At 62.2% G+C, this 26763-nt stretch carries 21 protein-coding genes; 19 read left to right on the forward strand and 2 right to left on the reverse strand.

Features of this window, described 5'->3' with window-relative positions; translation table 11 throughout:
• The first annotated feature begins 104 nt into the window (after positions 1–104).
• The 12 genes from JQ627_RS18325 to JQ627_RS18380 all read left to right on the forward strand — a co-directional run bounded on the left by JQ627_RS18325 (position 105) and on the right by JQ627_RS18380 (position 15005).
• Positions 105–1079: a formylglycine-generating enzyme family protein gene (locus tag JQ627_RS18325; RefSeq protein ID WP_212485544.1), complete on the forward strand. Its 975-nt coding sequence runs from the start codon at positions 105–107 to the stop codon at positions 1077–1079.
• Positions 1079–2788, forward strand: coding sequence for an arylsulfatase (locus JQ627_RS18330; protein WP_212485545.1), 1710 nt, complete (start codon positions 1079–1081; stop codon positions 2786–2788). The genes JQ627_RS18325 and JQ627_RS18330 overlap by 1 nt, the downstream gene beginning before the upstream one ends.
• Before the next feature lie 72 nt (positions 2789–2860).
• Entirely contained in the window at positions 2861–3874 is a 1014-nt protein-coding gene (locus tag JQ627_RS18335) for an HAD family phosphatase (protein ID WP_212485546.1), read from the forward strand.
• Between the two features lie 30 nt (positions 3875–3904).
• The gene (locus JQ627_RS18340; RefSeq protein WP_249143159.1) at positions 3905–5218 is read left to right on the forward strand and encodes a DUF3300 domain-containing protein; all 1314 of its coding nucleotides are present in this window, start codon (positions 3905–3907) and stop codon (positions 5216–5218) included.
• Between the two features lie 70 nt (positions 5219–5288).
• The gene (locus JQ627_RS18345; RefSeq protein WP_212485547.1) at positions 5289–7658 is read left to right on the forward strand and encodes an arylsulfatase; all 2370 of its coding nucleotides are present in this window, start codon (positions 5289–5291) and stop codon (positions 7656–7658) included.
• 105 nt (positions 7659–7763) lie between these two features.
• Positions 7764–9257: a DUF1254 domain-containing protein gene (locus JQ627_RS18350; RefSeq protein ID WP_212485548.1), complete on the forward strand. Its 1494-nt coding sequence runs from the start codon at positions 7764–7766 to the stop codon at positions 9255–9257.
• Between the two features lie 15 nt (positions 9258–9272).
• Positions 9273–9638, forward strand: a complete 366-nt coding sequence (locus tag JQ627_RS18355) for a DUF3302 domain-containing protein (protein ID WP_212485549.1) — start codon at positions 9273–9275, stop codon at positions 9636–9638.
• A 1-nt stretch (position 9639) separates the two neighbouring features.
• Complete coding sequence (locus JQ627_RS18360; RefSeq protein WP_212485550.1) at positions 9640–9834, forward strand: hypothetical protein; 195 nt, start codon at positions 9640–9642, stop codon at positions 9832–9834.
• Positions 9831–10970, forward strand: a complete 1140-nt coding sequence (locus JQ627_RS18365) for an HlyD family secretion protein (RefSeq protein ID WP_212485551.1) — start codon at positions 9831–9833, stop codon at positions 10968–10970. The genes JQ627_RS18360 and JQ627_RS18365 overlap by 4 nt, the downstream gene beginning before the upstream one ends.
• Before the next feature lie 87 nt (positions 10971–11057).
• Complete coding sequence (locus JQ627_RS18370) at positions 11058–12527, forward strand: lytic transglycosylase F (RefSeq protein ID WP_212485552.1); 1470 nt, start codon at positions 11058–11060, stop codon at positions 12525–12527.
• A 52-nt stretch (positions 12528–12579) separates the two neighbouring features.
• Entirely contained in the window at positions 12580–12924 is a 345-nt protein-coding gene (locus JQ627_RS18375) for an HdeA/HdeB family chaperone (protein WP_212485553.1), read from the forward strand.
• Positions 12925–13091: 167 nt separating this feature from the next.
• Positions 13092–15005, forward strand: coding sequence for an adenylate/guanylate cyclase domain-containing protein (locus JQ627_RS18380; RefSeq protein WP_212485554.1), 1914 nt, complete (start codon positions 13092–13094; stop codon positions 15003–15005).
• A gap of 8 nt (positions 15006–15013) precedes the next feature.
• On the opposite strand, the gene JQ627_RS18385 is transcribed toward JQ627_RS18380, so the two are convergent.
• On the reverse strand, positions 15014–16210 hold the full coding sequence (locus tag JQ627_RS18385; RefSeq protein ID WP_283817116.1) for a cation:proton antiporter: 1197 nt from the start codon (positions 16208–16210) through the stop codon (positions 15014–15016).
• A gap of 516 nt (positions 16211–16726) precedes the next feature.
• Between JQ627_RS18385 and JQ627_RS18390 the strand changes: the two genes are divergently transcribed.
• From JQ627_RS18390 to JQ627_RS18400, 3 genes are all read left to right on the forward strand, one after another.
• Positions 16727–17968, forward strand: coding sequence for a sensor histidine kinase (locus tag JQ627_RS18390; RefSeq protein ID WP_249143160.1), 1242 nt, complete (start codon positions 16727–16729; stop codon positions 17966–17968).
• 656 nt (positions 17969–18624) lie between these two features.
• Positions 18625–20193, forward strand: a complete 1569-nt coding sequence (locus JQ627_RS18395; protein ID WP_212485556.1) for a porin — start codon at positions 18625–18627, stop codon at positions 20191–20193.
• Positions 20194–20250: 57 nt separating this feature from the next.
• A complete protein-coding gene (locus tag JQ627_RS18400; RefSeq protein ID WP_212485557.1) occupies positions 20251–20508 on the forward strand; it encodes a hypothetical protein in 258 nt (85 codons plus the stop codon).
• A 115-nt stretch (positions 20509–20623) separates the two neighbouring features.
• On the opposite strand, the gene JQ627_RS18405 is transcribed toward JQ627_RS18400, so the two are convergent.
• Positions 20624–21028, reverse strand: coding sequence for a response regulator (locus tag JQ627_RS18405; protein ID WP_212485558.1), 405 nt, complete (start codon positions 21026–21028; stop codon positions 20624–20626).
• 77 nt (positions 21029–21105) lie between these two features.
• On the opposite strand from JQ627_RS18405, the gene JQ627_RS18410 reads away from it, so the two are divergent.
• From JQ627_RS18410 to JQ627_RS18425, 4 genes are all read left to right on the forward strand, one after another.
• A complete protein-coding gene (locus JQ627_RS18410; RefSeq protein WP_212485559.1) occupies positions 21106–22113 on the forward strand; it encodes a chemotaxis protein CheB in 1008 nt (335 codons plus the stop codon).
• 10 nt (positions 22114–22123) lie between these two features.
• The gene (locus tag JQ627_RS18415; RefSeq protein ID WP_212485560.1) at positions 22124–22390 is read left to right on the forward strand and encodes a hypothetical protein; all 267 of its coding nucleotides are present in this window, start codon (positions 22124–22126) and stop codon (positions 22388–22390) included.
• A 339-nt stretch (positions 22391–22729) separates the two neighbouring features.
• Positions 22730–25897 (forward strand): CheR family methyltransferase, encoded by a 3168-nt coding sequence (locus tag JQ627_RS18420; RefSeq protein ID WP_212485561.1) that lies wholly within the window; start codon positions 22730–22732, stop codon positions 25895–25897.
• Positions 25897–26643: a Crp/Fnr family transcriptional regulator gene (locus JQ627_RS18425; protein ID WP_212485562.1), complete on the forward strand. Its 747-nt coding sequence runs from the start codon at positions 25897–25899 to the stop codon at positions 26641–26643. Before JQ627_RS18420 ends, JQ627_RS18425 begins: the two co-directional genes overlap by 1 nt.
• The last annotated feature ends 120 nt before the right edge of the window (positions 26644–26763 follow it).

Here is a 26763-nt window from a genome sequence, read left to right on the forward strand (position 1 = left end):
GTCCAACTAGGCCGAGCCAAGCCGCGCTTTAGATTTCGTCCTCGCTCGCCGGTCGTCGTCGGACGAACGGCTGTCGGGCGCTTTTGGAGTAAGGAGCATCCGACGTGAACATTGCGCAGGCACCGGTCGCAAACGTCACTGAAGGCAGCCCTCCAAACGCGATCTTCATTCCCGGCGGCACCTTTCGGATGGGATCTGATCGACACTATCCGGAGGAAGCTCCGTCTCACATGGTGAGCGTCGACGGATTCTGGATCGACCGCACGCCGGTGACGAATCGCGAGTTCAAGGCGTTCGTGCGCGCCACCGGCCACGTCACGTTCGCCGAGGTCGCTCCGGATCCGAAGGACTATCCGGATGCCTTGCCGCACATGATCTACGCGGGGTCGCTCACTTTCATGCCGCCGGATCATCCCGTCGATCTCCGCGACTACAGGCACTGGTGGACGCTGCTCAAGGGCGCAAACTGGCGGCATCCGTATGGCCGCAAGAGCAACATTAAGTCGCTCGACGATCATCCCGTCGTCCACGTCGCCTATTCGGATGCGCTCGCCTATGCGCGATGGGCGGGCAAGGACTTGCCCACGGAAGCCGAGTGGGAATTTGCCGCGCGTGGCGGGCTCGAGGAGGCCGAGTATGCCTGGGGGGATGAACTCGTTCCGGAGGGCGTCCATCAGGCGAACATTTGGCAAGGCCATTTCCCGTTCGAGAACCGGCGCGAGGACGGCTACGAGCGGACCTCGCCGGTGATGACCTATCCGCCGAACGGTTACGGCGTTTTCGACATGATCGGAAATGTCTGGGAGTGGACCAGCGATTGGTGGGCTCCGAAGCATCAGGCCGACGCCAAAAAGGCCTGCTGCATCCCGCAAAACCCGCGCGGCGGCTCCGAACATGACAGCCACGACCCATCGCTGCCGCAGAGCAGGATTCCGCGCAAGGTGATCAAAGGCGGCTCGCATCTCTGCGCGCCGAACTATTGCCGCCGCTATCGACCGGCCGCGCGCCATGCCGAGCCGATCGACACGTCGACCAGCCACCTCGGGTTTCGCTGCGTGACACGACCAGGGAGAGAGTGATGACTGAGAAGAAGAAGACGGAAGACTTCAGCCGCCGCAAATTGCTCGCAGCTTCCAGCTCGCTGGCCACCATTGCCGCTTTCTCGGCGATGGCACCCTTCCAGACTGCGCAAGCGCAGGCGACCACCCCGCAGCCGTCATCCTCTGCCGGTGGAGCAAAGCCGAATATCATCCTGATCCTGTCGGATGACTTCGGTTATGGTGACTCCGGACCCTACGGCGGTGGCGAAAATCGCGGCATGCCGACGCCGAGCATCGATCGTCTGGCGGCCGAAGGAATGCAGTTCATGTCCTTCTACGCGCAGCCGAGCTGCACGCCCGGGCGTGCCGCGGTGCAGACTGGCCGAATTCCAAACCGCAGCGGCATGACCACCGTGGCATTCCAGGGGCAGGGCGGCGGGTTGCCGGCCGCGGAATGGACGCTCGCGTCGGTCCTGAAGACGGGCGGCTACAAAACGTTCTTCACCGGTAAATGGCATCTCGGCGAAGACGATTACGCGATCCCGAACGCCCAGGGCTATGACGAGATGAAGTATGCCGGCCTCTATCATCTCAACGCCTACACCTACGCCGACCCGACCTGGTTCCCCGACATGGACCCCGAACTCAGGGCGATGTTCACGAAGGTCACCAAAGGCGCGTTGTCCGGCAACGCGGGCGAGAAGGCGAAGGAAGACTTCAAGATCAACGGGCAATACGTCAACACGCCGGACAAGGGTGTCGTCGGCATCCCCTTCTTCGACGACTATGTCGAGAAGGCCTCACTCGAATATCTGGATCGCAACAAGTCCTCGGGCCCCTTCTTCATGAGCATCAACTTCATGAAGGTGCACCAGCCCAACATGCCGGCGCCCGAATTCCAGGGCAAATCGCTGTCGAAGAGCAAGTTCGCCGACTCGGTCGTGGAGAACGACACCCGCATCGGCCGTATCATGGACAAGGTACGATCACTCGGGCTCGACAAGAACACCTACGTGTTCTGGACGACCGACAACGGCGCCTGGCAGGACGTCTATCCCGACGCCGGCTATACGCCATTCCGCGGCACCAAGGGCACCGTCCGCGAAGGTGGCAACCGCGTTCCCTCCATCGCTTGGGGTCCGGGCATCAAGGGCGGTACCAAGAATTCCGACATCGTCGGCGGCCTCGACTACATGGCGACGTTCGCGAAGCTCGCCGGCGTGAAGCTGCCGGAGAACGACCGCGAGGGTAAGCCCATCATCTTCGACAGCATCGACATGTCCCCGATCCTGTTCGGAACGGGCAAGTCCGATCGCAAGAGCTGGTTCTATTTCACGGAGTCCGAACTCACGCCGGGCGCAGCGCGCGTCGGCAATTACAAGGCGGTGTTCAATCTGCGCGGCGATGACGGCGTCAAGACCGGCGGTCTCTCGGTTGATAGCAATCTCGGCTGGAAGGGACCGGAGTCCTACGTGGCGACCGTTCCCCAGGTCTTCGATCTCTGGCAGGACCCGCAGGAGCGCTACGACATCTTCATGAACAATTACACCGAGCGCACCTGGATCATGGTCACGATCAATGACTCGATCAAGGGTCTGATGAAGACCTATGTGAAATATCCTCCACGAAAGATTCAGAGCGAGACCTACGCGGGACCGATCACGATTCAACAATACGAACGCTTCTCGTTCTTCAGAGATCAGCTTGCCAAGGACGGCTTCCATATCGGCCTGCCCACCGGCAACTGAAATCGACAGAACGGCCCCGGATCGCGGGGCCGTTCTACTCTTGCGAACGGTTGAACTGGAGGACAAGCGCCTGTGAAGGGAACCTTCGTTGATCGCCGAAAGATCCTGGCAGGTCTGCTGGTGTCTGCTGCGACGCTGTCGGTCTCGGGGCGGTCTGCACGGGCCCAGAGTGACCCTCTTCCGTCCTGGAATGACGGCCAGACGAAGAAGTCGATCCTGGATTTCGTCTCCGCGGTGACGAAAGAAGGGGCGTCGGAATTCGTGCCGGCGCCGGAGCGCATCGCGACATTCGACAATGACGGCACGCTCTGGTGCGAGCAGCCGATGTATGTGCAGCTTGCGTTTGCGTTGGACCGGGTGAAAGTGCTCGCCGCCAGGCATCCGGACTGGAAGCAGAAGCAGCCTTTCAAGGCTGTTCTGGACAATGACATCGCCACACTGGCCAAGGGTGGCGAGAAGGGCCTGGTCGAGCTCGTCATGGCGACTCATGCCGGCATGACCACGGCCGAGTTCGAGCAGATCGCCAGCGACTGGATCAAGACGGCGCGTCATCCGAAGTTCAACCGGCCCTACACGGATCTCGTTTACCAGCCGATGCTGGAGCTGCTCGCCTATCTCAGGGCGAGCGGCTTCAAGACCTTCATCGTCTCGGGCGGCGGCATCGAATTCATGCGGCCCTGGAGCGAGCGCGTCTACGGCATCCCGCCTGAGCAGGTCGTGGGGTCGAGCATCAAGACCCAGTTCAAGGTCGGCAAGGATGGTCCGGTGCTGATCCGTCTGCCCACCATCGATCTCGTCGACGATGGTCCCGGCAAGCCTGTCGGCATCAATTCGCATATCGGCCGGCGCCCGATCGCGGCCTTTGGCAATTCCGACGGCGATTTCCAGATGCTGCAATGGACGACCAGCGCGCGCGGCCGCCGCTTCGGCCTGATCGTGCATCACACGGATGCGGAGCGCGAATACGCCTACGACCGGAAGTCGCCCTTCGGCAAACTCGACAAGGGTCTCGACGCCGCGAGCGCCAATGGCTGGACCATTGTCAGCATGAAGGACGATTGGAAGCGGATATTCATCTTCCAATAAAACGGGACATAAGAAAAGCGAGGAAGCATAATGAAAATACGTCTTCCGAAATTGCATCGTGTCAGCCTTGTTGGCGCGGCGCTGGCCGCCGGACTGATGATTGCCTTTCCGGCATACGCCCAAACGCCTGCGGCCACGCCGCCGACGAAGGACCCGGCCGCGGCGCCGGCAGCAGCTCCGGTAAGACTTCCTGACGGCCAGATCGAGCAGCTGGTTGCACCGATCGCGCTCTATCCCGATGCGCTGCTGTCGCAGATCCTGATGGCGTCGACCTATCCGCTGGAAGTCGTGGAGGCCGCGCGCTGGGCGCAGGACAACAAGAGCATCACCGGGAAGGCGCTCGAAGACGCCATGCAGAAGCAATCCTGGGATCCGAGCGTCAAGGCGCTGACGTCGGTGCCGCAGGTGCTCCAGATGATGAACGACAAGCTTGAATGGGTGCAGCAGCTCGGCGATGCGTTTCTCGGGCAGGAGCAGGACGTGATGAGCGCGGTGCAGAAGCTGCGCCAGCGCGCCGACGCGGCCGGCAATCTGAAATCGACGCCGCAACAGAAGGTCACCAGGAGCGCACCGCCGGCCGGGATGTCGGCGCCTTCGGGCATGTCGCAGGCGATCTCGATCGAACCGGTCGATCCCGACACCTATTATGTCCCGGTCTATGATCCCGGCGTCGTCTACGGCGCGTGGGATTATCCCGCCTACCAGCCGTTCTACTGGTCTCCGCCGGGCTACGTCGCTGCGGGCGTGATCGGCTTTGGCGCCGCCGTCGCCGTCGGGGCTGCGATCTGGGGCGGCTGCAACTGGTGGAACCGCAACGTCTACGTCAACGTCAACCGCTACAACAGCTTCAACCGCACCAACATCAGGACCAACAATTGGGCCCACAATCCCGCTCATCGCGGCGGCGTGGCCTATCGCGATGGCGGCGTGGCGCGGCGCTTCGGCAGCGGCAACACGCCGGCCGCGCGCGAAGCCTTGCGCAATCGCACCGGCGGTCCCGGCGGTGGCAAATTCTCTAACGCGGGCGCCGGCCGGGCCAGGAGCGCGGTTTCGCAACGCACAGGCAATCGCGGTGCCAGCGTATCTCGCCGCACCAGCACCAAGAGCGTCACCCGTGCCCGCACAGGCGCGGGCAATCGCGCCGCGATCTCGCACCGAAGCGTGACGCACTCGCGCGTCAGTGGCCGGGTCGGCGGTGGCGGCCGCGCGGCAGCGATGCGCGGCGGCGGCATGCGGGGAGGCGGCGCCGCGATTCATCGCGGCGGTGGCGGCAGGCGGACCGGGGGCTTCCACGGAGGCGGCCGCGGTGGCGGTGGCTTCCATGGAGGCGGTCGTCGGCGATGATGACCGGCTTCGCAATGACGGGCCGGACGCGCGGAACGAGAAAACAACGAAGACCAACGGAGTTTGCAAAATGAATCGTACCAAGCCGCTTTCCACCGTACTTGGCGCGCTTATGGCCTCCTGGCTGCTCGGAACAAGTGCCTACGCCCAGGCCGTCTCGTCGTCCTCGAACGGACAAACGGCTCTGCCGTATGCGGAACCTCGGTTCAGGGGCAATGTCGGCACGACTTTCAAGGATTCCGATCCGGCCGCGTTTCCGAAGGGCGTGCAGGCGCCGCAAGGTGCGCCGAATGTCCTGCTCGTGCTGCTGGACGACGTAGGATTCGGCCAGTTCTCGGTCGCCGGCGGCGGCGTGCCATCGCCCAACATGGAGAAGCTCGCCAATGACGGATTGTTCTACGGCCGTTTCCACACGACCGCGCTCTGCTCGCCGTCGCGGGCGGCCTTGCTGACGGGACGCAATCATCAGGTTGCCGGCACGGGCATCATCACCGAGCTCGCGACTGGATATGACGGCTATACCGGTATCATTCCAAAGAGCACGGCGACCGTCGCCGAGGTGCTGCGGCAGAACGGCTACGCCACGGCGTGGATCGGCAAGAACCATAACACGCCGATCTACGAGACGAGCACGATCGGTCCATTTGATCATTGGCCCAACGGGCTCGGCTTCGACTATTTCTACGGCTTCATGGCCGGCGACACCAACCAGAACAGGCCATTCATCTTCGAGAACCAGACGCCGGTCGGCACGCCGAGCAAGCCGGACTACTATCTCAGCACGGACCTCGCCAACAAATCCATCGACTGGCTCAGGAAGGCGGAAGCCATCGCACCGAGCAAGCCATGGTTCATGTATCTGGCGCCCGCGGCCACGCACAGTCCGCACCAAGCGCCCAAGGAGCTGATTGCCAGGTTCAAGGGCCAGTTCGACATGGGCTGGGACGAGTACCGAAAGCAGACCTTCGAGCGGCAGAAGAAACTCGGCATCGTCCCGCAGGATGCGAAGCTGACGCCACGGCCCCAAAGCCTGCCCGCTTGGGACAGCCTGAATGCCGACCAGAAGAAGCTCTACGCGCGCATGATGGAGACGTTTGCCGCCTATGGCTACCAGGTCGACCAGGAGGTGGGCCGGGTCCTCGATTACGTTGCCTCACGGCCTGACGCCGACAACACGATGATCATCTATATCGTCGGCGACAACGGTTCGTCTGCCGAAGGTGGTCTGGACGGCACCCTGAACGAGAACGCGTTCTTCAACGCGTATCAGATGACTTATCAGCAGATGCTTCCGCTCATCGACGAGATCGGCAGCGAGAAGCATTTCAATCATTTCCCGGCCGAATGGGCCTGGGCGATGGACACGCCGTTCCAGTGGACCAAGCAGGTCGCGAGCCACCTCGGCGGCACGCGCAATCCCTTGATCATCAAATGGCCGGCGAAGATCAAGGACCACCATGCGATCCGGACACAGTTCACCCACATCATCGACATCGCCCCGACAATTCTCGCGGCGGCCGGTGTCGACGAGCCGCGCAGTGTGAACGGCACGCCGCAGGAGCCGATCCAGGGACGAAGCATGCTTGGCACTTTCAGCGATGCCAAGGCTCCGGAGATGCGAACCAGCCAGTACTTCGAAATGTTCGGTAACCGCGCCATGTACAAGGACGGCTGGTGGGCGGCATCCCTCGCGTTCGAACCCTGGCAGGCCGAACGCGGCGAGTTCGACCCGTTCAAGGCAAAATGGGAGCTGTATAATCTCGACAAGGATTTCAGTCAGGCGGACAACGTCGCCAACAAGAATCCGGACAAGCTTCAGGAATTGGTTGCACTCTGGTGGGCGCAGGCATCCACCAACAAGGTGTTACCACTGGACTGGCGCGGCGCCGAACGCTTCAGCGCCGAACTGACCGGCAAGCCCAACCTCGCCGGCGATCGCAAGAAGTTCGTCTATCCCGGTGATCTCAGTGGACTGCCCGAGGCCTCGGCACCCGACTTGAAGAACAAGTCATTCAGCGTCTCGGCCAAGGTCGACATCAAGGACGGCGCCAACGGGGTGATCTTCACCCAAGGCGGCAACACCGGCGGCTGGGGCTTCTACATGAAGAGCGGCAAGCTCGTCGGGGCGCACAACTTCCTCGACGTCAAGTCGTTCACGGTCGCGAGTGACCAGCCCATACCCGCCGGCAAGCATGAGCTCAAAATGGCCTTCAGTTACGAAGGCGGCAAGGAGATGGGCAAGAGCGGCACCATCACCTTGTCCGTCGACGGCAACAAGGTCGGTTCGGGCAAGGTCGATCAGACCACGCCGTTCAAATATTCGCTGTCGGAGAATCAGGACATCGGGCGCGACACTGGCACGGCGGTCGTCAGGGACTATCAGGAACCCTTCGTATTTGAGGGCAAGATCGATGAGGTCGTCGTGGACCTGGAGAAATAGGCAGATGCCGAAGTTCTGGCTTCCGTTTGCGGTTCGTCATGGCGGCAGACGGAGCCAGGCTTGCTTGAACATCGATCGGCCAGGGAAAGCTAAAAGGGCAAGAGCATGAATCGTCGGGAATTCTTCGTGCCTACCGCGGCGGGTGCGTTTGCATCCGCCGTCGCAGCAGCGCACCTCGATCTCGGGTTGATCGCACAAGCATCAGCTCAGGACGGACAAGAGCCGCTCGGCGGTCAGCCGCCGCAGGGCTCGACCTGCTCGATCAAGGACTTCGACTACCAGATCAAGCACCAGCGCGCCTTCGAAGCCGTGCTGTGGAACATGCCGGCGATCGCGATCTATTCCTTCCGTCGCGCGGCTTTCAACGATCTCGGCATGAAGGACAACGACATCATCGCCTACTCGGCACCGGCGACGCCGAAGGTCGAAGCGATCACGGCGAACAGCACCACGCCTTACATCACGGCTTTCACGGACCTCCGCAAGGAACCGGTTGTGCTCGAGCTTCCGGCGGCTGGACCCGATGGCAGCCTCTATGGCCAGGTCGTCGACGCTTGGCAGTTCACCATCGCCGACGTCGGTCCCACGGGTCTCGACAAGGGCGAGGGCGGCAAGCTGTTGTTCACGGCGCCCGATTTCAAAGGCACGGTCCCGGCCGGCTACATACACGTGCCGTCGCCCAACTACCGCATTGCGTTCGCGTTCCGCTCTGTTCCGGCGCCCGGCAAGTCCGCGGCCGATGCCTATCAATATTCGAAGCGGTTGCGGATGTATTATCTCTCCGAGGCGACCAATCCGCCCCAGCAGAAATTCGTCGATCCCATAAACATGCGCTACCCGACGCTGCCGTTCTACGACGAGCGGCATTTCGAGGACATGCATGCGATCATGAGCGTCGAGCCGGTGCGAGAGCACGACAAGGTCATGATGGGCATGATCAAGTCGCTCGGCATCGAAAAGGGCAAGCCGATGACGCCGGACGACACGGCCAAGCGTGCGATGCGGCAGGCTGCGATCGATGCCTGGTTCTATCTGCAGTCCTGGTACGACAATTTCCCCGCCAACAAGCTCTATTGGCCCGATCGGCATTACGCGTCGCTGCTGCAGACGGATGACAACCGGACCTTCACTTTCACCTATGATGACCGCATCGATCTCATAGAGCGTGCGGCCGAATATTTCTGGTGTACTTACATGCCGAAGGTGCTGACGGACAATCCGGGCACGCAATACTTCATGGCCGTGGCGGACAAGAACGGAAAGCTGCTGGAAGCCGGCAAGACCTACAAGATCGACGTGCCGAAGGAGATGCCGGTCAGGCAGTTCTGGGCGCTGACCGTTTACGATCGCGCAACCTGTTCCTTCATCTACAGCAACTCCAACCGCACCACGCTGTCGTCCTACGATCTCGACAAGATGAAGAAGAACGCTGACGGCGGCGTGACCATCTACACCGGTCCGAAAGCGCCGGACGGGCTGGAATCGAACTGGATACCGACGGCGGGCAAGCGGCCGTTGCCGGCGATGCGGTGTTATGGGCCGACTGAAGCCTTGAACAACAAGACGTTCAAGCTTCCGGATTTCGAAGTGGTGGCTTGACGCCGCGAGGACGCAATGGAATTCAAGCTTCAGGCGTTCGGGCCATTTCTGCACTGGCTGACGCTGATTGTGTTCTGCATCATGCCGGTCGTGCTGGCTTATGTGATTTACCGCCTTGGAGGCCTTCCCGGAGCGATCGCGCGAGCACGCAACCACCCGCAGGCCGATGCCATCGCGATCTGCGGCTGGATGGGCATCCTTACATTGGTGCTGTGGCCGCTGGCGCTGATCTGGGCCTACCTCGTCCCGAACAAGCCATTGACGGGCGGCGCGGCGAAGGGAGCTGGCGACGGGGCACTGATCGCCCAGCTTCAGGAAGCCCGGCGCCGGCTCGCGGCGCTTGAAGGCCGGCTGCCGCAGCAGACCCGGGCAGGGGGCTGACATGCTCTGGGCCATCGCAAGCTCGGTCGTCGTGATCTACCTCTATCGCCAACTCAAGGCAGAGAGTGCGCCTGCTCCGGCATCGGGAAGCGCCTCAGACGGCACGATCGAGGCCGAGATCGCCGCGTTGAATGCGCAAATCGCAGCGCTCGAAGGCAGGATCGCAGGCTCGGGCAGTGGAGGCGTCAAGCCATGATGCCGGCCATCTTCGGAGGTTACGCGGCGCTGATCTGGCTCGTCTTCGCGAAGCTCAGGCTCTTTCCCCTGACATTGCCGATCGCAATCGTTCTGGCCGCGGTCGGGCCGCTCTTCGCCTTCTACATCATCCTGTCGATGAACAATGATCACCCGTCCTCGACGGACGCGCGCGTGTTCCAGCGGGTCGTGCAGATCACGCCGCACATCACCGTCCCGGGCCGGGTTCAGACCGTCGTCGCGCAAGCCAATACTCCTCTGTCGAAAGGCGACGTACTGTTCACGATCGATCCGCGCCCCTTCCAATTCGAGGTCAGTCGCCTGGAGGCGGCGGTCGCGGCCGCAACCCAGTCGGTCCCGCAGTTGAAGGCTGCGCTGGACCAGGCGTCGGCAGGCGTTCAACGCGCCGGAGCGCAGTTGAGTCTGGCCCAGGCCGACTTCGATCGCCAGAACGTGCTGTTCACCAAGGGCGACATCGCCCAGGCCGCTCTCGACAAATATCAGCGTAACCTCGAGTCCGCTCAAGAGGCGGTCACTGGGGCAAAGGCGGTGGAAACGAAGGCGCGCCTGGCTTACGAATCAAACATCGGAGATGAGAACACCACCGTCGCGCAGGCACGGCAGCAGCTCGACCAGGCAAAGTACAACCTCGACGAAGCCACCGTCCGCGCGCCTTGCGACGGCTATGTGACGAACCTGCAGCTCCTGCCCGGGACGGTCGTCAGCGCCGCGGCGTCGGTCATGCCATTCGTGTGTAACCGTGACGAAGGCAATCTCGGCATCGTGGTCGCGACGTTCATGCAGGGGCCGTATCTCGCGATCAAGCCGGGCGCCTACGCCGAAGTGGTCTTCCCGATGTACCCGGGGCGGGTATTTCCCGGCAAGGTGCTGACGACGATCGATCTCGCCTCCGAGGGCCAGCTCACTGCGACCGGCCTGTTCCCGGGGATCGATGCCCCGCACAACGCGCGGTTTGCCGTCCGCATCAAGCTCGACGATGCCGATGACCTGAGACTGCCGGCAGGCACGCAGGGAAGCGCGGCCGTGTTCAGTGGCAATGTACAGATTGCCGGTGTGATCAGGATGGCGGTGCTGCGCGCCAACAGTTGGCTGAACTATCTGTTCTTCACGTCATGACAGCGGAGAGAAACAAGCTAAGCGACGCTCGCGACACTGACGACCAACTCTTTCAATTCTAGACCGAGCACCAATTGGGTAATGACGATGTTCGCATATTCAAACGATTTGAACCTTCCTAGCCTGGCGGCGCGGCATCTGCTCGCGCTCGGGGTGTTCCTGTTCGCAAATTGTTCAGCCGAGGCCGATCCCAAGGTCCTCGCGCTGCCTGCGCTGAAAGCCTGGCAGGGCGACTTCGACGGAATGCAGAAGCGCAGGATGGTGCGTATTCTCGTGCCAACCGACAGGACCTCCTTCTTCATCGACAAGGGCGAGCAACTCGGTTTCGATGCCGAATTGGGGGCGGAGTTCGAGAACTGGCTGAACAGGCGGTATGGCAACAAGAAGCAAAGGTTCTATGTCGGCTTTGTCCCGACGCCGCGCGACCGGCTGCTGAGCGACCTCATCGCAGGCAAGGGTGACATCGCCGCCGGCCTGCTCACGGTCACGCCGGAACGGAGCAAGCTGGTCGACTTCGCCGATCCCTGGGCCTCCGGCGTTCGCGAGGTGCTCGTGACAGGCTCTGCCGCGCCGAGCGTTGGCTCGCTGAACGATCTCGGTGGAAAGATGATCCAGGTCCGGCAATCGAGCAGCTATTTCGAGCATTTGGCTGCGCTCAACGCGGACCGCAAGGCCAAGGGGCTGGAGCCTGTCGTCGTCCAGCCGGCCGACAAGAACCTCGAGGACGAGGACTTGCTGGAGATGGTGAGCGCCGGCCTGTTGCCCTGGGCCGTGGTCGACCGCTTCAAGGCGCAGGCATGGGCGGGCCTCCTGAACGGGCTGACGGTGCGCGACGATATTGCGATCAACGAAGGCGGCGACATCGCCTGGGCGATTCGCAAGGACAGTCCGGGATTGAAGAAGGAGTTGGCAGAATTCGTCAGCACCCACAAGATCGGGACCGAGTTCGGCAACGACCTACGTGCACGCTATTTCAAGACGGCGAAGCCGCTGAGGAACGCCCTCGCGCACAACGAGGCAGAGAAGTTCAAGGCGTTGCGCGCCTCGTTCCAGAAGTACGGCGTGCAGTACTCGATCGATCCCGTGCTGCTCGCAGCTCAGGGCTATCAGGAGTCCGAGCTCGACCAGGCCTGCCACAATGCCTCCGGCGCAACGGGCATCATGCAGATCAAGCCCAGCACCGCGAAGGAGAAGCCGATCGGGATCACCGGCGTCGCGGCGAGCGCCGATACCAACATCCACGCCGGCTCGAAGTACCTGCGCTACCTCGCGGACACCTATGTCGATGCGTCCGTGGCCGATCCGCGCGAGCGCGTGTTCATGGCGCTGGCGGCTTACAATGCAGGACCCGGCAACCTCAAGCGCTTCCGCGACTACGCCAGCAAGCACGGCTTCGACTCCACCATCTGGTTCGGCAACGTCGAGAATGGCGCGGCCGCGATCGTCGGGCAGGAGACGGTCCAGTACGACGGCAAGATCTACAAACACTACATCTCCTACGAAACCCTCCGCGCGCCAGGTCCGGCGAGCGCGACCGCCGATCCATCGCAGAAATAATACTGCGCTGCGCTTTGATGCGACGAACTCAATCAAGAGAAGGAGACGAACCATGAGACTAAAATCATTCGCTGGCCGGACCGGGCCCGGCCTTGGCGCGCTCGCTATCTCGATTGCGTCTGCCCAGGCTCAGGTCCCGCTCTCGACCTATATGGACTCGAAAGGGTTCATCGATGTTCAGGCTTTGACCTGCGCGCAACTCGCCAACACCTATCAGGAAGACGCCGATTATCTCGCTGCATGGTACAGCGGCTGGTACAATGGCCTGGCGCAGAAGCATTTTGCTCATGTCACGCGAGCGAAGTCGGGTGAGCATCAGGTGATCGTCTATTGCAAGGCGCACCCTGAACTCAAGGTCATCCAGGCCATCGACGTGCTGTTCAAGAACGAGAAGTGATTGGTGAGGCACTGATAATGGTCGATGCAGCGAGACATGAGAGTCTGGCTGCATCGTGCACTCATGGAGGCAAGACAAGCGACGTGTCATTCGAGTGTTATCTGCCGCTCCGGCGGCGTTGACGGAGCGCGTGCAATGCTCTCGAGCGGTAAACGGTTGGGTGGTCGATGAGTTTTCGCCTTACCCTGACGGCCTGCGTCATGTTCATGATCGGCCTTTTGGCCGCGCTGCTGATTGTCGTGCAGGTTCTGACGCTCGATCTCGTCACCGAGGATGCCGCGACCTCGACCATGGATGCGACGAGCCGCAGCACGGTCTCTTCGCTTCAGCTCCAGGTCGAAATGCTCTCGCGCATGTCTCGCTCGCTGGCCTTCACCCCGGCCATCATGAATTCATCCGATCCCGGCGACGCGAGCCCGACGGCCGGCCTCATCAGGGGAAATCTGGCGCAATGGCCGGCGCTGGACAGCATCTATGTCGGCTATGACAACGGCTATTGGCTTCAGGTGCAGCGATTGGACGGGTTGAAAGGGGTCCAGCGCGAGCGCGTCGGCGGTCCGGCCGACGCGGTCTACGCTACGACAATCACACAATGGGCTGGCGGCGAGGAACTGCCGACGAGCCGCATATTCCTGGACAAGGACGGCAACCGCGTCGGACAGATTGAGATCCCGCCACGCGGCTACGATGCGCGCGAGCGCAACTGGTATACAAACGCGCGCAAGGCGGGCCATTTGATCACGTCTGCGCCTTATCTCTCGTTCAACCTCGGCGTACCCATGTTGACCTTCAGTGTGCCGTTCGACGGGAAGGCGCACGGTGTGGTCGGATTGGACCTCAAGCTCGACAATTACAGCAGGGCAGCGCCGATCATGAAATTCGGCAAGAACGGCTACCTGTTGATTTTCGACGACCAGGGCACGTTGATCGTGCATCCCAATTACGCGGCGTTGTTCGCACAGACGTCCGTGGACGCGGCAGGTCCGCGACTTCCCAGCACCATTGACCTTCGCGACACGGTCGAAGGTCGCATCATTGCGGATTGGGACAAGAGCAGCCCATACAGGCACAAGCTAACCTGGAAGGACGGCCGGGAGTACTTCGCGCGTCTCGAAACCATCGCTCTCGGGCCGAACCTGGCCGCGAGCGTGCTTCTGATTGCGCCCGAAGACGAATTTGCCGCCAGCATCCGGGAGCTCGATCGAAAAGCGCGAATGATTGCGCTGCTGGCTTGCCTTTTGTTCATTCCGGCAGCCTGGATATTCGGAACGCGCATGTCGACAACGATTCGCGATATCACGGGCGAGGCTGCGCGGTTGCAGACGATGGCGCCGCCGCCCCGGCAGGCGATCGGCTCCGTGATCACGGAGCTGGATATTCTGGCGCGAACAATTCACAAATCGCAAAGGGCGATTTGGCTGTTCTCGAGGCTTGCGCCACGCGCGATCGTTAGGGGCGTGCTCGATAATTCGATTTCGACCGATCTTGGCGGTGCGCGCCAGGAAATCACGGCGCTGTTCACCGACGTGAGAGGCTTCACGACGATCGCCGAAAATGCCGATCCCGACGTTCTGATGCAGCAGACGTCCCGCTATTTCGCGGCGCTGACGGAAGTCATCATGCTCGAAGGTGGCACGGTCGACAAGTTCATCGGCGACGCCGTGATGGCCTTCTGGAACGCGCCCAACCCGCAGGCCGATCACTGCCAGCGCGCCTGTCGGGCCGCCTTGCGCGCGAAGAAGGCGAATGAAGCCATCAACCGCCAGTTCGAAGCCGAAGGACTGCCGCCGTTCTTCACGCGCTTTGGGATTCACGTCGGCGAAGCCGTGGTCGGAAACCTCGGCTCTTCGGAGCGTATGAATTACACCGCGCTTGGAAACGTCGTGAACCTCGCCGCCCGTCTGGAAGGCCTCAACAAGCAATATGACACCCAGATCCTCGTCAGCGAGAGTGTCTACACACGTGTCAAGGAAAGCTTCCATTTCCGATACGTGGATGCGGTCGTTGCGAAGGGAATGGCGGCCGAAACGAGAGTCTACGAACTTCTCGGCGAGGTATCGTGCGATGAAATAGCCGCGTGAGCTCGCCGCTATTCGGCCTTTGGCGGAGCGTCGGCGAGGACGGCACCTTCGGTGGCCGCCCGAGCAGGCTCCTGCTTGACCGGTCGAGCGGCGCGCTGGGTCAGGATCAGGCCAACCAGAGACGACACGATGACGAGGACGACGGTGGCGTTCAGCATGGCCTGATCGATCAGCCTCTCCTTGGCCGCGTTCATGGTCGAGTACGCCACGAGAGCAACGGCCAGCGTTGCCGCCACCTGAGGGACGGTCAGTGAAAACATCAGATCCCGATCCTGGCGGCCGTATCCGAACAAGCGGCCCGCGGCCTCCGCCGCGAGCCACTTCCCGCCGAACAGTGCGGCCAGCACGCCGAGAACGAGCAGGGGCTGATGGCTCAACGTGCCGAAGAAGATCTTGAAGTCGACCAGAAAACCCGCAGTGATGAAAAAGACAGGGATGAACAGGGCGTGGCTCATGATCTCGAGCGCGTCGTCGCTGCGGAACTCTCCGAACGCCCGTTTCAGGCTGACTCCTGCCAGGAAGGCGCCGATGATGCCCTCCATGCCGATCCATTCCGCCGCCTGGGCGGATGCAGCCATCACCAACAACATGATCAACGCGCTGGATACCCGGCTGGTCCCAAAGACGCGAAGCAGACGCTCCACCAGCCAGCTTAGTCCGATCACGATCCCAGGGACGTAGATTGCAAGCCAGGTGATCGTCTTCAACACGCCGACGGGCTCGAAGCCCCGGACGTGAATGGGCACGCAGATCGCCAGCACGAAGATCGACAGCATGTCGGTCAGAAGCGTCGCGCCAACCGTCACGACGGTCGCCTCCAGGTTCATCAGTCCCCGGTCCTTGACGATCGGCAGTCCGAGCAGGGTGTGGGAAGCGAGGATGGAGCCGATCACCGCGCATGCGTTGCCGGAGTAGCCCATCGCGGCTGCAAGTCCGATTGCGAAGATGAAAGGGCAGGCGAAGGTGAGAACCCCGAATGTCATCGCCTTGTTTCGCGCGCGCTGAAACTGGGCGATGTTGACCTCGAAGCCTGCGAAGAACATCAGCAGGAGCTTGCCGAGCTCGGAAAAGAAGCTGACGACCTTGCCGTCGGGATTGAGGATGGCGAGCACATTGGGGCCGAGAAGCACGCCCGCCAGGATGTATCCGACCGGGCGCGGAAGATGCAGGCGTTCCATGAGGTTTGGAAGCACCAGGGTGAGCATCAGCGTCAGTGCAAAGGACGTTAGTATGGGTAAATGGGAAAAGAACTCCAACGCGCTCCCCCTGTGCGTTAGACTTGCAGTTCTCCTGCTAATTTAAGGCAGTTTGCCGTCGAATGGAACTGGGCCGGCATGGTGCGCTGCGTGCGTCATGAAGCATCGTGTCCACAGCGATCGGTGACAACCAAGGCTGTCTCAACTTGAAGGGCTACAAGGAGTTACGGCAGAGAACCGCCCGGAAGGCTGGAATGCGTGGCTGACGTCCTCGATCTCGAATGCCGCACCGGCATCGACGGTCACGCCGACCAGGCACTTGATCACCAAGTAGAGCTAACCCGCGAACCGGATCGAGGGCCGGCGCCGGGTTCGGATGACCAAGGGCAATGCAGGCGTGAAACCTCAGGCATTCCGAAGACGGTCCGAACTCGAGCGTGGTGTTTACGAAGATCTCTGCTTGTTTTCTTGAAGGGGTTGAAATTAGCCGGTAGGCTTGCATCAAGACGTTGCGACGAGGTGAGGTTGGCAAGTACTCCCAAAGCAGCGCACGCTCTGGACCTGGTGCTGTTCCCGCAGCAACCTGCGCTCAAGCTCATCTATGACACAGCCCCCATCGGTCTTGCGTGTCTCTCCCCGGATTGCCGTTATCTGCAGATCAATCAACGGCTGACGGAAATATGCGGCATCTCGGTCGAGGGCCATCTCGGCCGCTTCGTGAGAGATTGCGTGCCGGCGCTCGCCGATGCCGTGGAGCAGATTGTCGGCTCGATCATGGCAACTGGCGAGCCAGTTGTCGGCATCGAGGTCGCCGGCCAGCGTCCCGATCAGGTCGAGCAACGATTGTGGGAAACCTACTGGCATCCGCTGCGAGCGCCCTCCGGTGAGATCGTTGCGGTCAATGTCGCCGCCGAAGAGATCACCGAACGAAAACGCGCCGAGCAAGAGATCCGGCGGGCGCGGGATGCGGCCGAGATAGCGCTTCGCCAACTGCGGGAGATGCAGGAGTCGCTTATTCAGGCCGAGAAGCTTGCGGCGCTCGGGCGCATGGTTGCGGGCGTCGCGCACGAGATCAACAACCCGGTGGGCGTCGGACTTACGGTCGCCTCGACGCTACAGCGCAAAGCCGAATTGTTCGCTGGCGAGGTCGCGCGCGGTACGGTGAGACGTTCCGCGATGAAGGAGTTCATCGAACTCGTCCAGAGCGCGTCGGCGCAACTGGTTTCAAATCTCAGTCGCACTGCCGATCGTGTCCATGATTTCAAGCAGGCGGCGAGCGCATCCGGGCCGGCGGATCGTCGCAGGTTCGATGTGACCGAACTCACCAGACTTGCCATCGCGCATCTGGATGCGGAGTTCGGGACGCGAGGCATAGCGCTTCACCTTCACTGCGAGCCCGGCGTGACGATGGACGGCTATCCCGTTGAGTTCGCGCAGGCTTTGAGCAGCCTCGTGACAAATGCGATGACGCACGCCTATCCGAATGATCGGACCGGATCCGTCGACGTTTCCGTGCGCGCGCTGGCGGGCGAGATCCAAGTATCGATCGTTGACCACGGCATTGGCATGACGCCAGACGTGAAGCGGCAGGCGTTCGATCCATTCTTCACAACGCGGCGGCACCTTGGCGCGACGGGCCTCGGTCTGCATATCGCTCACCACATTGTCGTGAATCGGTTGGGAGGAAGGATGTCGCTCGAAAGCTCGCCTGGCGACGGAACCAGAGTTGTTCTGGCGTTGCCGCGAGAAGCCGCATTCACCGAATGATCCCGGCGTCAGGCAACGCGACCGTGCGCGCGATGTTCATCAGCAGGGGCCTCTGCCGAACATGTCGCAGTCAGCTGGGCCGTCCTTTGTGGCCGGGCCGCTGAGACACTCCACTTCCAGTTGCCCATGTTCCGGTCGGAAGGCTGCTCAATATTTTGGCGGTGTGGAGCGCCGCTTGATCAAAGCCTGCCAAAGATTCGGCGATTCTCGCCGGCACCAACCGGGAATCTTACGGGCTTTGCCGCGTCGTGGAATCGATTCTGTGACTTTGTTCCCACACATGCCTGTTGACGGGTCGATGGTGAGGCCCGGCGCCCAGTCTTCGGTCGCGCTGCTTGGTTCTTCGCAAAAAAACAAGTAATTACAGTGCTTTATGGGTGCCCCATACTCTCACGGGCGCGTGATATTTGTGCAACAATTGGCCGAAAACGCTCTGCGGAGAGGTGAATCCGGCCGGTCTTCCATTGATTGATCGGCACTCTTCGGTTTCTATCACTGCGCGACGGAGGGGGGCATCCCGAGGTCGTCCCGTTCTAGGTGGTTCGCTTAAGTAGACCATCGTTACGAGGATGCGTTGATTAGCAACGTCTTTTCGCGGGTAGCTCAAACGCCTTTGTACGAAGTTTTGTACCGAGGCTTCACTTGGAGGTTTAAACATGAAGTTCAAGGGCCTTTTGCTCGGTTCTGCGGCAGCTCTGCTTGCCGTCGGCGGAGCACAAGCGGCTGATCTTCCCGTAAAGGCCAAGGCGGTCGAATACGTGAAGATCTGCTCGCTCTATGGTGCGGGTTTCTACTACATCCCCGGCACTGACACCTGCATCAAGCTGGGTGGTTACCTGCGTGCTGAAGTCGCGATCAACGCGACCGACTTCAACGGTAACTTCAGCAGCGTTAACGGTTCTTCGAACCGCCTGACGAACTACTACGTCACTCGCGCCCGTTCAGACCTCAACATCGACACCCGCACCGCGACCGAGTACGGCGTGGTTCGTACCTTTGCTGATGTGGTCATGTCCTGGACGACGGATAACTACACGGGCAACGGCACCGGCAACGGCTCCACCGTTTACTCGCAGCTCGGCGCCACGGGCGTGGGCGCACCGAACAATGCCAACGCAGGCGCAATCGCCGGCGGTACGCTTGGCGTGTACTACGCTTTCATCCAGTTCGCTGGCTTCACGATGGGTAAGGCGGTTGCCCAGTTCGACGCCCCCTGGACCAACTATCCGGGTAACAACTTCGACGGTTTGACTGGCGGCGGCGGCACGGTCACTGGTGTCAACCAGTTCACCTATACTGCCGACTTCGGCCAGGGCATCACTGCCGCGATCTCGGCGGTCGATCCGACGGCCTACTACCAGAGCAACCTGTACAACACCAGCGCCGGCTTCTCGGTCGCGAATTTTGGTACCGGCGGCTACGGCATCAATGCCTTCGGCGGCACGCGGGCTCCTGACATCCAAGGTATGGTCCGCATCGACCAGGCCTGGGGTCTGTTCCAGTTGTCGGCAGCGGCGCATAACAACCATGTCGCGTACTACGCGACCCCTGGTCTTGTCGGGACTGAAGCGGCCGGTCATCCGGGCGACAAGTGGGGCTGGGCTGTGCAAGCGGCTTTGTCCATCAAGAACATTCCGACTGGCGCGGGCGACGTGATCAACGTCCAGGCGGTCTACACTGACGGTGCGACCCGATACAACTTCCAGAGCTTGGCTTCGCAGAACTATGCGATGTTCGGCGGTACCAACCTGGCTGGCGCCTATCAGAGCATTGGCCTTGCCGGCGCTGCCGATGGTGTGTTCGCCAACGGAACTGGCATCAGCACGGTTACGAGCTGGGGCTTCCGTGGCGCCTACACCCATAACTGGGACGCGTACTGGAACACGGCAATCTACGGTTCGTACGCTCAGCTGAAGTACGGCAACGGTGGTGCGGCTCTCATTTGCGGCCAACTCGCTACGTTGGGTGCCGCCACTGCGGGTATCACCTCTTGCAACCCGGACTTCAACATCGGTACGGTCGGTCTGATCACCCGCTGGACGCCGGTGAAGAACCTGACCTTCTCGGCGGACGTGGCTTACACCATGCTCGACCAGAAGTTCGCGGGCTCGATCAGCACGCTCGCCGCTGGCCCTGCGTTTGTTGTGGCCAAGCCGGGTGCCGTGTACGAGCTGAAGGACCAGAGCACGGTCAGCATGCTGCTCCGCGCTCAGCGCAACTGGTAAGTACGGTCTAACGACCTGACCTCCAAGGACCCTCGGCAGGAAACTGCCGGGGGTTTCTTGTATTTCGGCATGACGAAAGCTGGCGGCCCGGCGGCATTCGTTCAAGATGAGCCCGGCTCATCCCGCGGACCGACAAAGGATGACGCCGATTCACATAGCCTAATGCGCAAAGCTCCCCGAGCCGTCAGACTGGCCCGGCTGAAGAAAAAGGGGGCTGTGATGGCGATGGATCGCGTCGAGCAGGCCTTTGTCGCAACGGCAATCACGGGTTTCGTCGTGATGTTGGCGGCAATCGTCTGGATGATGATCAGCTGACGGCCGGGAGAATTCCTGATTTGCGCGTCGCGCTGCCTTATGCTGCTGTGCTTCTGTGCCTGGCGGTGACCGTCTGGCTGGCTTTTGCGCATTTGTTATGATCGTCGCCCCGCTATCAACTCTGCGGTTCGGCGATGAGCGCGGCCAGCCGATGCGCCATGGCCGGAAGATCGATCGGTTTTTCCAGGAGCGGCACGTCCTGGAATTCCGGACTGATTGTGATCCTGTCGAATCCGGTCGTGAACATGAAGTGCACGTTCCGCGCCTTCAGTTCGCGGGCAATCGGAAAGATCATTTCGTTGCGGATGTTCACGTCGAGCACGGCGGCATCCAGAATGCTGCCGTCGTGCAGGATCCTGAGCGCGTCCTCGAGATCTCCCACCGGGCCCGCGACGTCTGCGCCGAGCGCGCGAAATGTCCTGCTGATGTCGTCGGCGAGAAAATATTCGTCCTCGACAACGAAGATGCGACGCCCGCTGAGCGGCGCCAGTAGACGCGACGACCTAGGCGATACCGCCATGGTGCCTCCAGCCCGTCCATAGGAACGTGAGGCGGGGACCCGCCTTGGTACAAACGAGGCAAACAAAGGTGGGTTCCATGAGCAACCGCGACATCATCGTCATAGGTGGCTCGGCAGGCGCGACCGCGCCGCTGAAGCATATCCTGGGCCGCCTGCCGCCGGATCTGCCCGCCGCCGTCTTCATCGTCCTGCACCTCCCGGCGCAGGGCCTCGGCATCCTCTCGACAGTCGCCAGCAGCGCAGGACCGCTTCCGGTCCGGCAGGCCGAAGACGGCATGAGGATCGAGCCCGGCCGGGTCTACCTGGCGGCGCCGGATCATCATCTGCTGCTCTCCAGAAATCAGGTGTTTCTCGGGCGCGGTCCGCGCGAGAACATGGTCCGGCCGGCGATCGATGCCCTGTTCCGCTCTGCCGCCCTCTATCACGGCCCGCGCGTGATCGGAGTGCTTCTGAGCGGCCTGTTGTCCGACGGCGCGGCAGGCCTCAATGCGATCAAGCGCTGCGGGGGGATGACCGTGGTGCAGGATCCCCTGGACGCCATTTCCGACGAGATGCCGCGGCGCGCGATGGAGGCGACCACCGTCGATCTCTGTGTTCCCGGCGCGACCATGGGTGACGTCCTGTCCGAACTCGTCCGGGAGCAGGCCGGAGCCGTCCTTCCGATCCCGCCCGAGATCCGGCTCGAGGTCGAGATTGCGGCCGCGGACCGGATCGGCAGTGACAAGCTGCTCTCGGTTGCCAATCCCGTTGCGCTGACCTGCCCGGCCTGCGGCGGAGTCCTGTCCGAGGTCAAGGAGCCGCGCCCGATGCGCTTCCGTTGCCAGGTCGGCCATGGCTTCACTGCCGATGCGCTGGCCAAGGAGCAGGAGGGGCACGTCGACGAGGCTTTGCGGGTTGCGCTGCGCATTATCGAGGAGCGGGCGGAGCTGGTGCAGCGCATGGCCACCGACGGAAGGCGAAGCGGCCGGCCTGCGGTCGTCGAGATGTACGAGACCAGGGCAGCCGAATATCGCGAATATGCCGATATGATCCGGCGCGTCGTGCTACAGTCCCTCGATCCTCCGGCCCGCAAGCGGGAGGCTTGAGGGCTTTGCCATGGCCATCTCCCTCGCCGAACAATGCCGGCAGCTCGATGTCGAGCAGCGTCTTCTGGTAAAAGCCGACCAGGATATCGAGGAGGGATGGCAGCGCATCCGTGACCAGGAAGACCGCGTTCGCGAACTTCAGGCCGCTGGTTACGACACGCGCCAGGCGGAGCGGCTGGTCGGCCTGCTCAAGCACACCCTGATCGAGTGGGAGTGCCACCGCGTCCTAATCGCGCAACGCATCGCTTATCTTCAACAGCAGGTTGCGACCGGGTAGCGGAAGGTGGCTGATGGCCGGTCTCGTGAACTCTGCCCCGAGTTCGAACATATAGTCGACGCTGCGGTGCCAACGGTCGTTCTCGTGGAGCAGCCGGCGGGCGGTCGCGCTGGCGGCCTCGGCCCGGCTGACCAGAGCCGCGAGTTCATCGGAAATCCACATCGCAGGTTCCTGCGTGACCAGCCGAGTATGGACCTCCCGACAGGGGCTGGCAGCGCAGGGGCTGGAAACCGAAGGACGCCCCGGGATATTTTCGCCTTTGATCTGTTGGGGTAAAATCGATTTCTGCTATTGCAGGGACCAGGCGTCCGTTGGTCCCGGCCAGCGCACGAGAGCGCCATGGACGAAGTCGGCGACCAAGCGGTCGGAGGAGAGCGCCAGATCAGGCCCCCGCTGGTGATCGGCGTGGGCGCTTCACCCGCTGCCCTGCACAGCATCGAACGCTTCTTTGCCAAGCTGACCGTGGGACCCGACCAGGCCGTGGTGTTGGCGCTTCAGCACCACGAGGCCTCCGACGAGCGGCGCCTGCGCGACGCGGTGCGAAATTCCAACGGCAGCAAGGTCGCCGAGATCGACGATGGCCATGTGATCGAGGGCGGCACGATCTATCTCTGCCCGCCGGCGATGATTACCACGATCCAGGGCGGCCGCTTCGCCATCCGCAAAGCCGAGCAGGCGCCCGGCGAGCGCGCCACAATCGACAGCTTCCTGGTGTCGCTGGCGGAGGAGCGTGCCGAGCAATCCATCGGCGTCATCCTCGCCGGCACCGGCGGTGACGGTACGCTCGGCACCGCGACGCTGAAGGATCATGGCGGCCTCGCCATCGCCGAAAAGGTCGCCACCGACGAGTCCGATCATCTCAAGGATGCCAACACGCCGGCGGCGATCGCCGATTATGTGCTGACGCCGGAGGAGATTCCCGAGCACATCCAGGTCTATGCCCGTCATCTGCGCCGCCTGGACGAGAAGCAGGGATTCGACGAGGTGCTGGCGGCGGCTGCCACCTCGCTGTCGCGCATCGCCGATATCCTGCGCAACAAGACCGGCAACGATTTCCATGGGTACAAGCAGAACACCTTCCTGCGTCGCGTGCAGCGGCGCATGCAGGTGATCCAGATCGAGGAGATCGCCGCTTATGTCGATTTCCTGCGCAACGACAAGGACGAGGTGCTGCATCTCTTCAACGACCTGCTGATCGGCGTTACCGAGTTCTTCCGCGACAAGCGCGAATTCGAGGTGCTGGAAACCCAGATTGTCCCGAGAATCTTCGAAGGCAAGAGCGCGGGCCAGCAGGTGCGCGTCTGGGTGCTTGGTTGTGCCACCGGCGAGGAGGCCTATTCGATCGGCATTCTCCTGCGCGAGCACATGGCGCGGATGGATTCCGCGCCGCAGGTGCAGATCTTCGCCACCGACATCGACGGACGGGCGCTGGCAACCGCGCGCGTCGGCCGCTACCGCACGTCCATCGAGGCCGACATGAACGGCGAGCGTCTGGCGCGCTGGTTCGTGCGCGAGGGCGACACCTACTGCGTGGTGAAGGAGTTGCGCGAGATGTGCATCTTCTCGCAGCACAACGTCATCAAGGACGCCCCGTTCTCCAAGCTCGACATCGTCTCCTGCCGCAACCTGCTGATCTATCTCAATGCCGAGTTGCAGAACCGGGTGATCCCGCTATTCCACTTCGCACTCTTACCGGATCGTTTCCTCTTCCTCGGCAATTCCGAGAACGTGACCCGGCATCCAAAGCTGTTCGCACCGATTGATCGCCGCGCCCGCATCTTCAAGAAGCTCGAGACGGGAACGCGGCTGCCGCCGGATTTTCCGATCACGACGGGAGCGGGCAGGGTGCCGGTCGAGCTGCAACCGGTTCGCTCGTTCGGCCCCGACGTCGGCCTGGAGCGGCGCGCGCAGCGAATCGCGGAGCGTTACGCCCCCGCCTATGTCATCATCGATGACAATTTCCAGATCCTGCACTTCTCGGGGCGCACCGGGCGGTACATCGAGCCGACGGCAGGCGCCGCCACGCTCGACCTGCTCCAGCTCGTGCACCGCGACCTCCGCCTGGAATTGCGCAGCGTGCTCAGCCGCGCGGCGGAGACCAACGAGCCGGCCCAGGCCGAGCAGGTGCAGCTCGGGGTGAATGGCCACCGAATCCTCGTCGATATCACCGTCGAGCCGATCCAGGAGGGCGCCGGCGGCCACCGCAACTTCGTGGTTCTCTTCAAGGACTGTCCGGTCCGCACGATCGAGGCCGACCAGAGCAAACCCAATGCCCTGGTACGCACCGAGCACGTCGATCGTCTCGAAAGCGAGCTGCGCGCAACGCGCGAGCGCCTCCAGGCGACCATCGAGGAGCTCGAAAGCACCAACGAGGAGCTGAAATCCTCCAACGAGGAATATCAGTCGCTCAATGAGGAGCTGCAATCCGCCAATGAGGAGCTCGAGACCTCGCGCGAGGAATTGCAGTCGGTCAACGAGGAGCTGACCACCGTCAACGGCGAGCTGGCGCACCGCATCCAGGAGTTGACGCGCGCCACCAGCGACCTCAAGAATTTTCTCGAGAGCACGCAGATCGCCACCGTATTCCTCGACAACGATCTGCGCGTGATGAACTTCACGCCCGCGATAACGCAGGTCCTCCATCTGGTCGATACCGACGCGGGCCGCCCCATCGCCCACATCAAGGCAAGCATCCCGATCGAGGAGCTCTACGACGACGTCCGCCGCGTGCTGCGCACGCTCGCCAGCGTCGAGCGCGAGCTGAGCGCGCCGGACAGCGGCACGCGCTACATTGTCCGCATCCTGCCCTATCGCAGCATCGACAATTTCATCGCCGGGGTCGTCATCACCTTCATCGACGTCACTGCGATCACCCGCGCCGAGGAGCGGCAGCGCCTGCTGCTGGCCGAACTCCAGCATCGCGTCCGCAACACGCTCGGTGTCATGCGCTCGATCGCCCGCCGGTCGGCCGAATCGAACTCTACCGTCGAGGAATACGCCTCCCATCTCGACGGTCGGCTGAACGCATTCGCCCGCACCCAGGCGCTTGTCATCCGCGATCCCGAGGGCGGCGTCGACCTCGAATATCTCGTGGTCGAGGAACTGCTGGCCTACAACGCCCGTGAAGGCGAGCAGATGCGGGTTTCCGGTCCCAAAGTGCGCTTCCAGCCCAAGGCCGCGGAAACCTTTGCGCTCGCCCTCCACGAGCTCGCGACCAATGCGCTGAAATACGGCGCGATGAGTCAACCGACGGGGCGGATCGAAATTTCCTGGCGCATCGAGGAGGGCACCGAGCCGGCGGAGCTGGTGTTTGAGTGGCGGGAGCGCGGCGGGCCACGGGTGACGCTGCCGCCGCGCAAAGGTTTTGGTACTGAGCTTCTGGAGCGCACGCTGGCCTTCGAGTTCAAGGGGCAGACCACGATGGCGTTCAATCCTGCGGGACTGCAATGCACGATCACAATTCCCCTGAGCAAGCGCGCGTTTCATACACCGGCGGTGGCTAACTGATGCCCTTGTCGACGCCAGATCGCAGCCAGGTGGAGCCGGTCATTCGCCGGCTGAACGTGCTTAGGCCGCTGTCGACTGAGGCCCGCACATTGCTCGAATATGCAATGCTCGAGGGGGTCCAGCGCGCGGGATCTGGCGAGGACCTGATCTCGGAGGGCGATGCGGTCGACAGCGTCCGCCTCGTGCTGTCGGGCTGGCTCTGCCGCTACAAGACTCTCGAGGACGGCCGGCGCCAGATCGTCAATTTTCTCTTTCCCGGCGAGAGTTGCGATGCGCACGCATTCCTGCTGTCGGTGATGGATCACTCCATTGCGACGATGACGCCGGTCATCTACACCGAAATCAAGCGCGCGCGGTTCGAGGGATTGGTGGCGAGCGACCGCACGCTGGCAGAAGCGTTCTGGTGCGAGACCCTCGTCAACAGCGCCATCCAGCGCGAATGGGCGATCAATCTCGGCCGCCGGGTGGCCTTTGAACGCGTGGCCCATCTGTTCTGCGAGATTGTCGAGCGGCTGCGTCCCGTCGGCATGGTCGACGGCAATTCCTGCGTGATGCCAGTGACGCAAATGGATCTTGCGGACGCCACCGGGCTCTCGGTGGTCCATCTTAATCGCACGGTTCAGGAGCTGCGCGCCTCCGGGCTGATCGTGCTGCGCGACCGGACGCTGACCATCAGCGATCTCGATGCGCTCAAGAACGCGGCGCTGTTCTCACCGAGCTATCTGCAACTCTATCGCCGCGACTGACGCTACGGTCACCGGGGTTCCGGCGCCGCCGAACTGCGCTGACTCCGCGACGGCCGGTGCGCATTCCGGCGCCGCTGGCCCTCTGGGCGTCGCCGAGCAAAAATAGCGCACTGTTAACTT

This window comes from Bradyrhizobium liaoningense (assembly GCF_018130785.1).
GTDB lineage: Bacteria > Pseudomonadota > Alphaproteobacteria > Rhizobiales > Xanthobacteraceae > Bradyrhizobium > Bradyrhizobium liaoningense_A.

Excerpts from the sequence above, each read along its gene's own strand:
- JQ627_RS18355 (WP_212485549.1), top strand. The coding sequence starts at position 9,273 with ATGGAATTCAAGCTTCAGGCGTTCGGGCCATTTCTGCACTGGCTGACG.
- JQ627_RS18370 (WP_212485552.1), top strand. The coding sequence starts at position 11,058 with ATGTTCGCATATTCAAACGATTTGAACCTTCCTAGCCTGGCGGCGCGG.
- JQ627_RS18380 (WP_212485554.1), top strand. The coding sequence starts at position 13,092 with ATGAGTTTTCGCCTTACCCTGACGGCCTGCGTCATGTTCATGATCGGC.
- JQ627_RS18425 (WP_212485562.1), top strand. The coding sequence starts at position 25,897 with ATGCCCTTGTCGACGCCAGATCGCAGCCAGGTGGAGCCGGTCATTCGC.
- JQ627_RS18360 (WP_212485550.1), top strand. The coding sequence starts at position 9,640 with ATGCTCTGGGCCATCGCAAGCTCGGTCGTCGTGATCTACCTCTATCGC.
- JQ627_RS18345 (WP_212485547.1), top strand. The coding sequence starts at position 5,289 with ATGAATCGTACCAAGCCGCTTTCCACCGTACTTGGCGCGCTTATGGCC.
- JQ627_RS18385 (WP_283817116.1), bottom strand. The coding sequence starts at position 16,210 with ATGCTCACCCTGGTGCTTCCAAACCTCATGGAACGCCTGCATCTTCCG.
- JQ627_RS18330 (WP_212485545.1), top strand. The coding sequence starts at position 1,079 with ATGACTGAGAAGAAGAAGACGGAAGACTTCAGCCGCCGCAAATTGCTC.
- JQ627_RS18340 (WP_249143159.1), top strand. The coding sequence starts at position 3,905 with ATGAAAATACGTCTTCCGAAATTGCATCGTGTCAGCCTTGTTGGCGCG.
- JQ627_RS18410 (WP_212485559.1), top strand. The coding sequence starts at position 21,106 with ATGAGCAACCGCGACATCATCGTCATAGGTGGCTCGGCAGGCGCGACC.
- JQ627_RS18420 (WP_212485561.1), top strand. The coding sequence starts at position 22,730 with ATGGACGAAGTCGGCGACCAAGCGGTCGGAGGAGAGCGCCAGATCAGG.
- JQ627_RS18375 (WP_212485553.1), top strand. The coding sequence starts at position 12,580 with ATGAGACTAAAATCATTCGCTGGCCGGACCGGGCCCGGCCTTGGCGCG.
- JQ627_RS18405 (WP_212485558.1), bottom strand. The coding sequence starts at position 21,028 with ATGGCGGTATCGCCTAGGTCGTCGCGTCTACTGGCGCCGCTCAGCGGG.
- JQ627_RS18415 (WP_212485560.1), top strand. The coding sequence starts at position 22,124 with ATGGCCATCTCCCTCGCCGAACAATGCCGGCAGCTCGATGTCGAGCAG.
- JQ627_RS18365 (WP_212485551.1), top strand. The coding sequence starts at position 9,831 with ATGATGCCGGCCATCTTCGGAGGTTACGCGGCGCTGATCTGGCTCGTC.
- JQ627_RS18350 (WP_212485548.1), top strand. The coding sequence starts at position 7,764 with ATGAATCGTCGGGAATTCTTCGTGCCTACCGCGGCGGGTGCGTTTGCA.
- JQ627_RS18395 (WP_212485556.1), top strand. The coding sequence starts at position 18,625 with ATGAAGTTCAAGGGCCTTTTGCTCGGTTCTGCGGCAGCTCTGCTTGCC.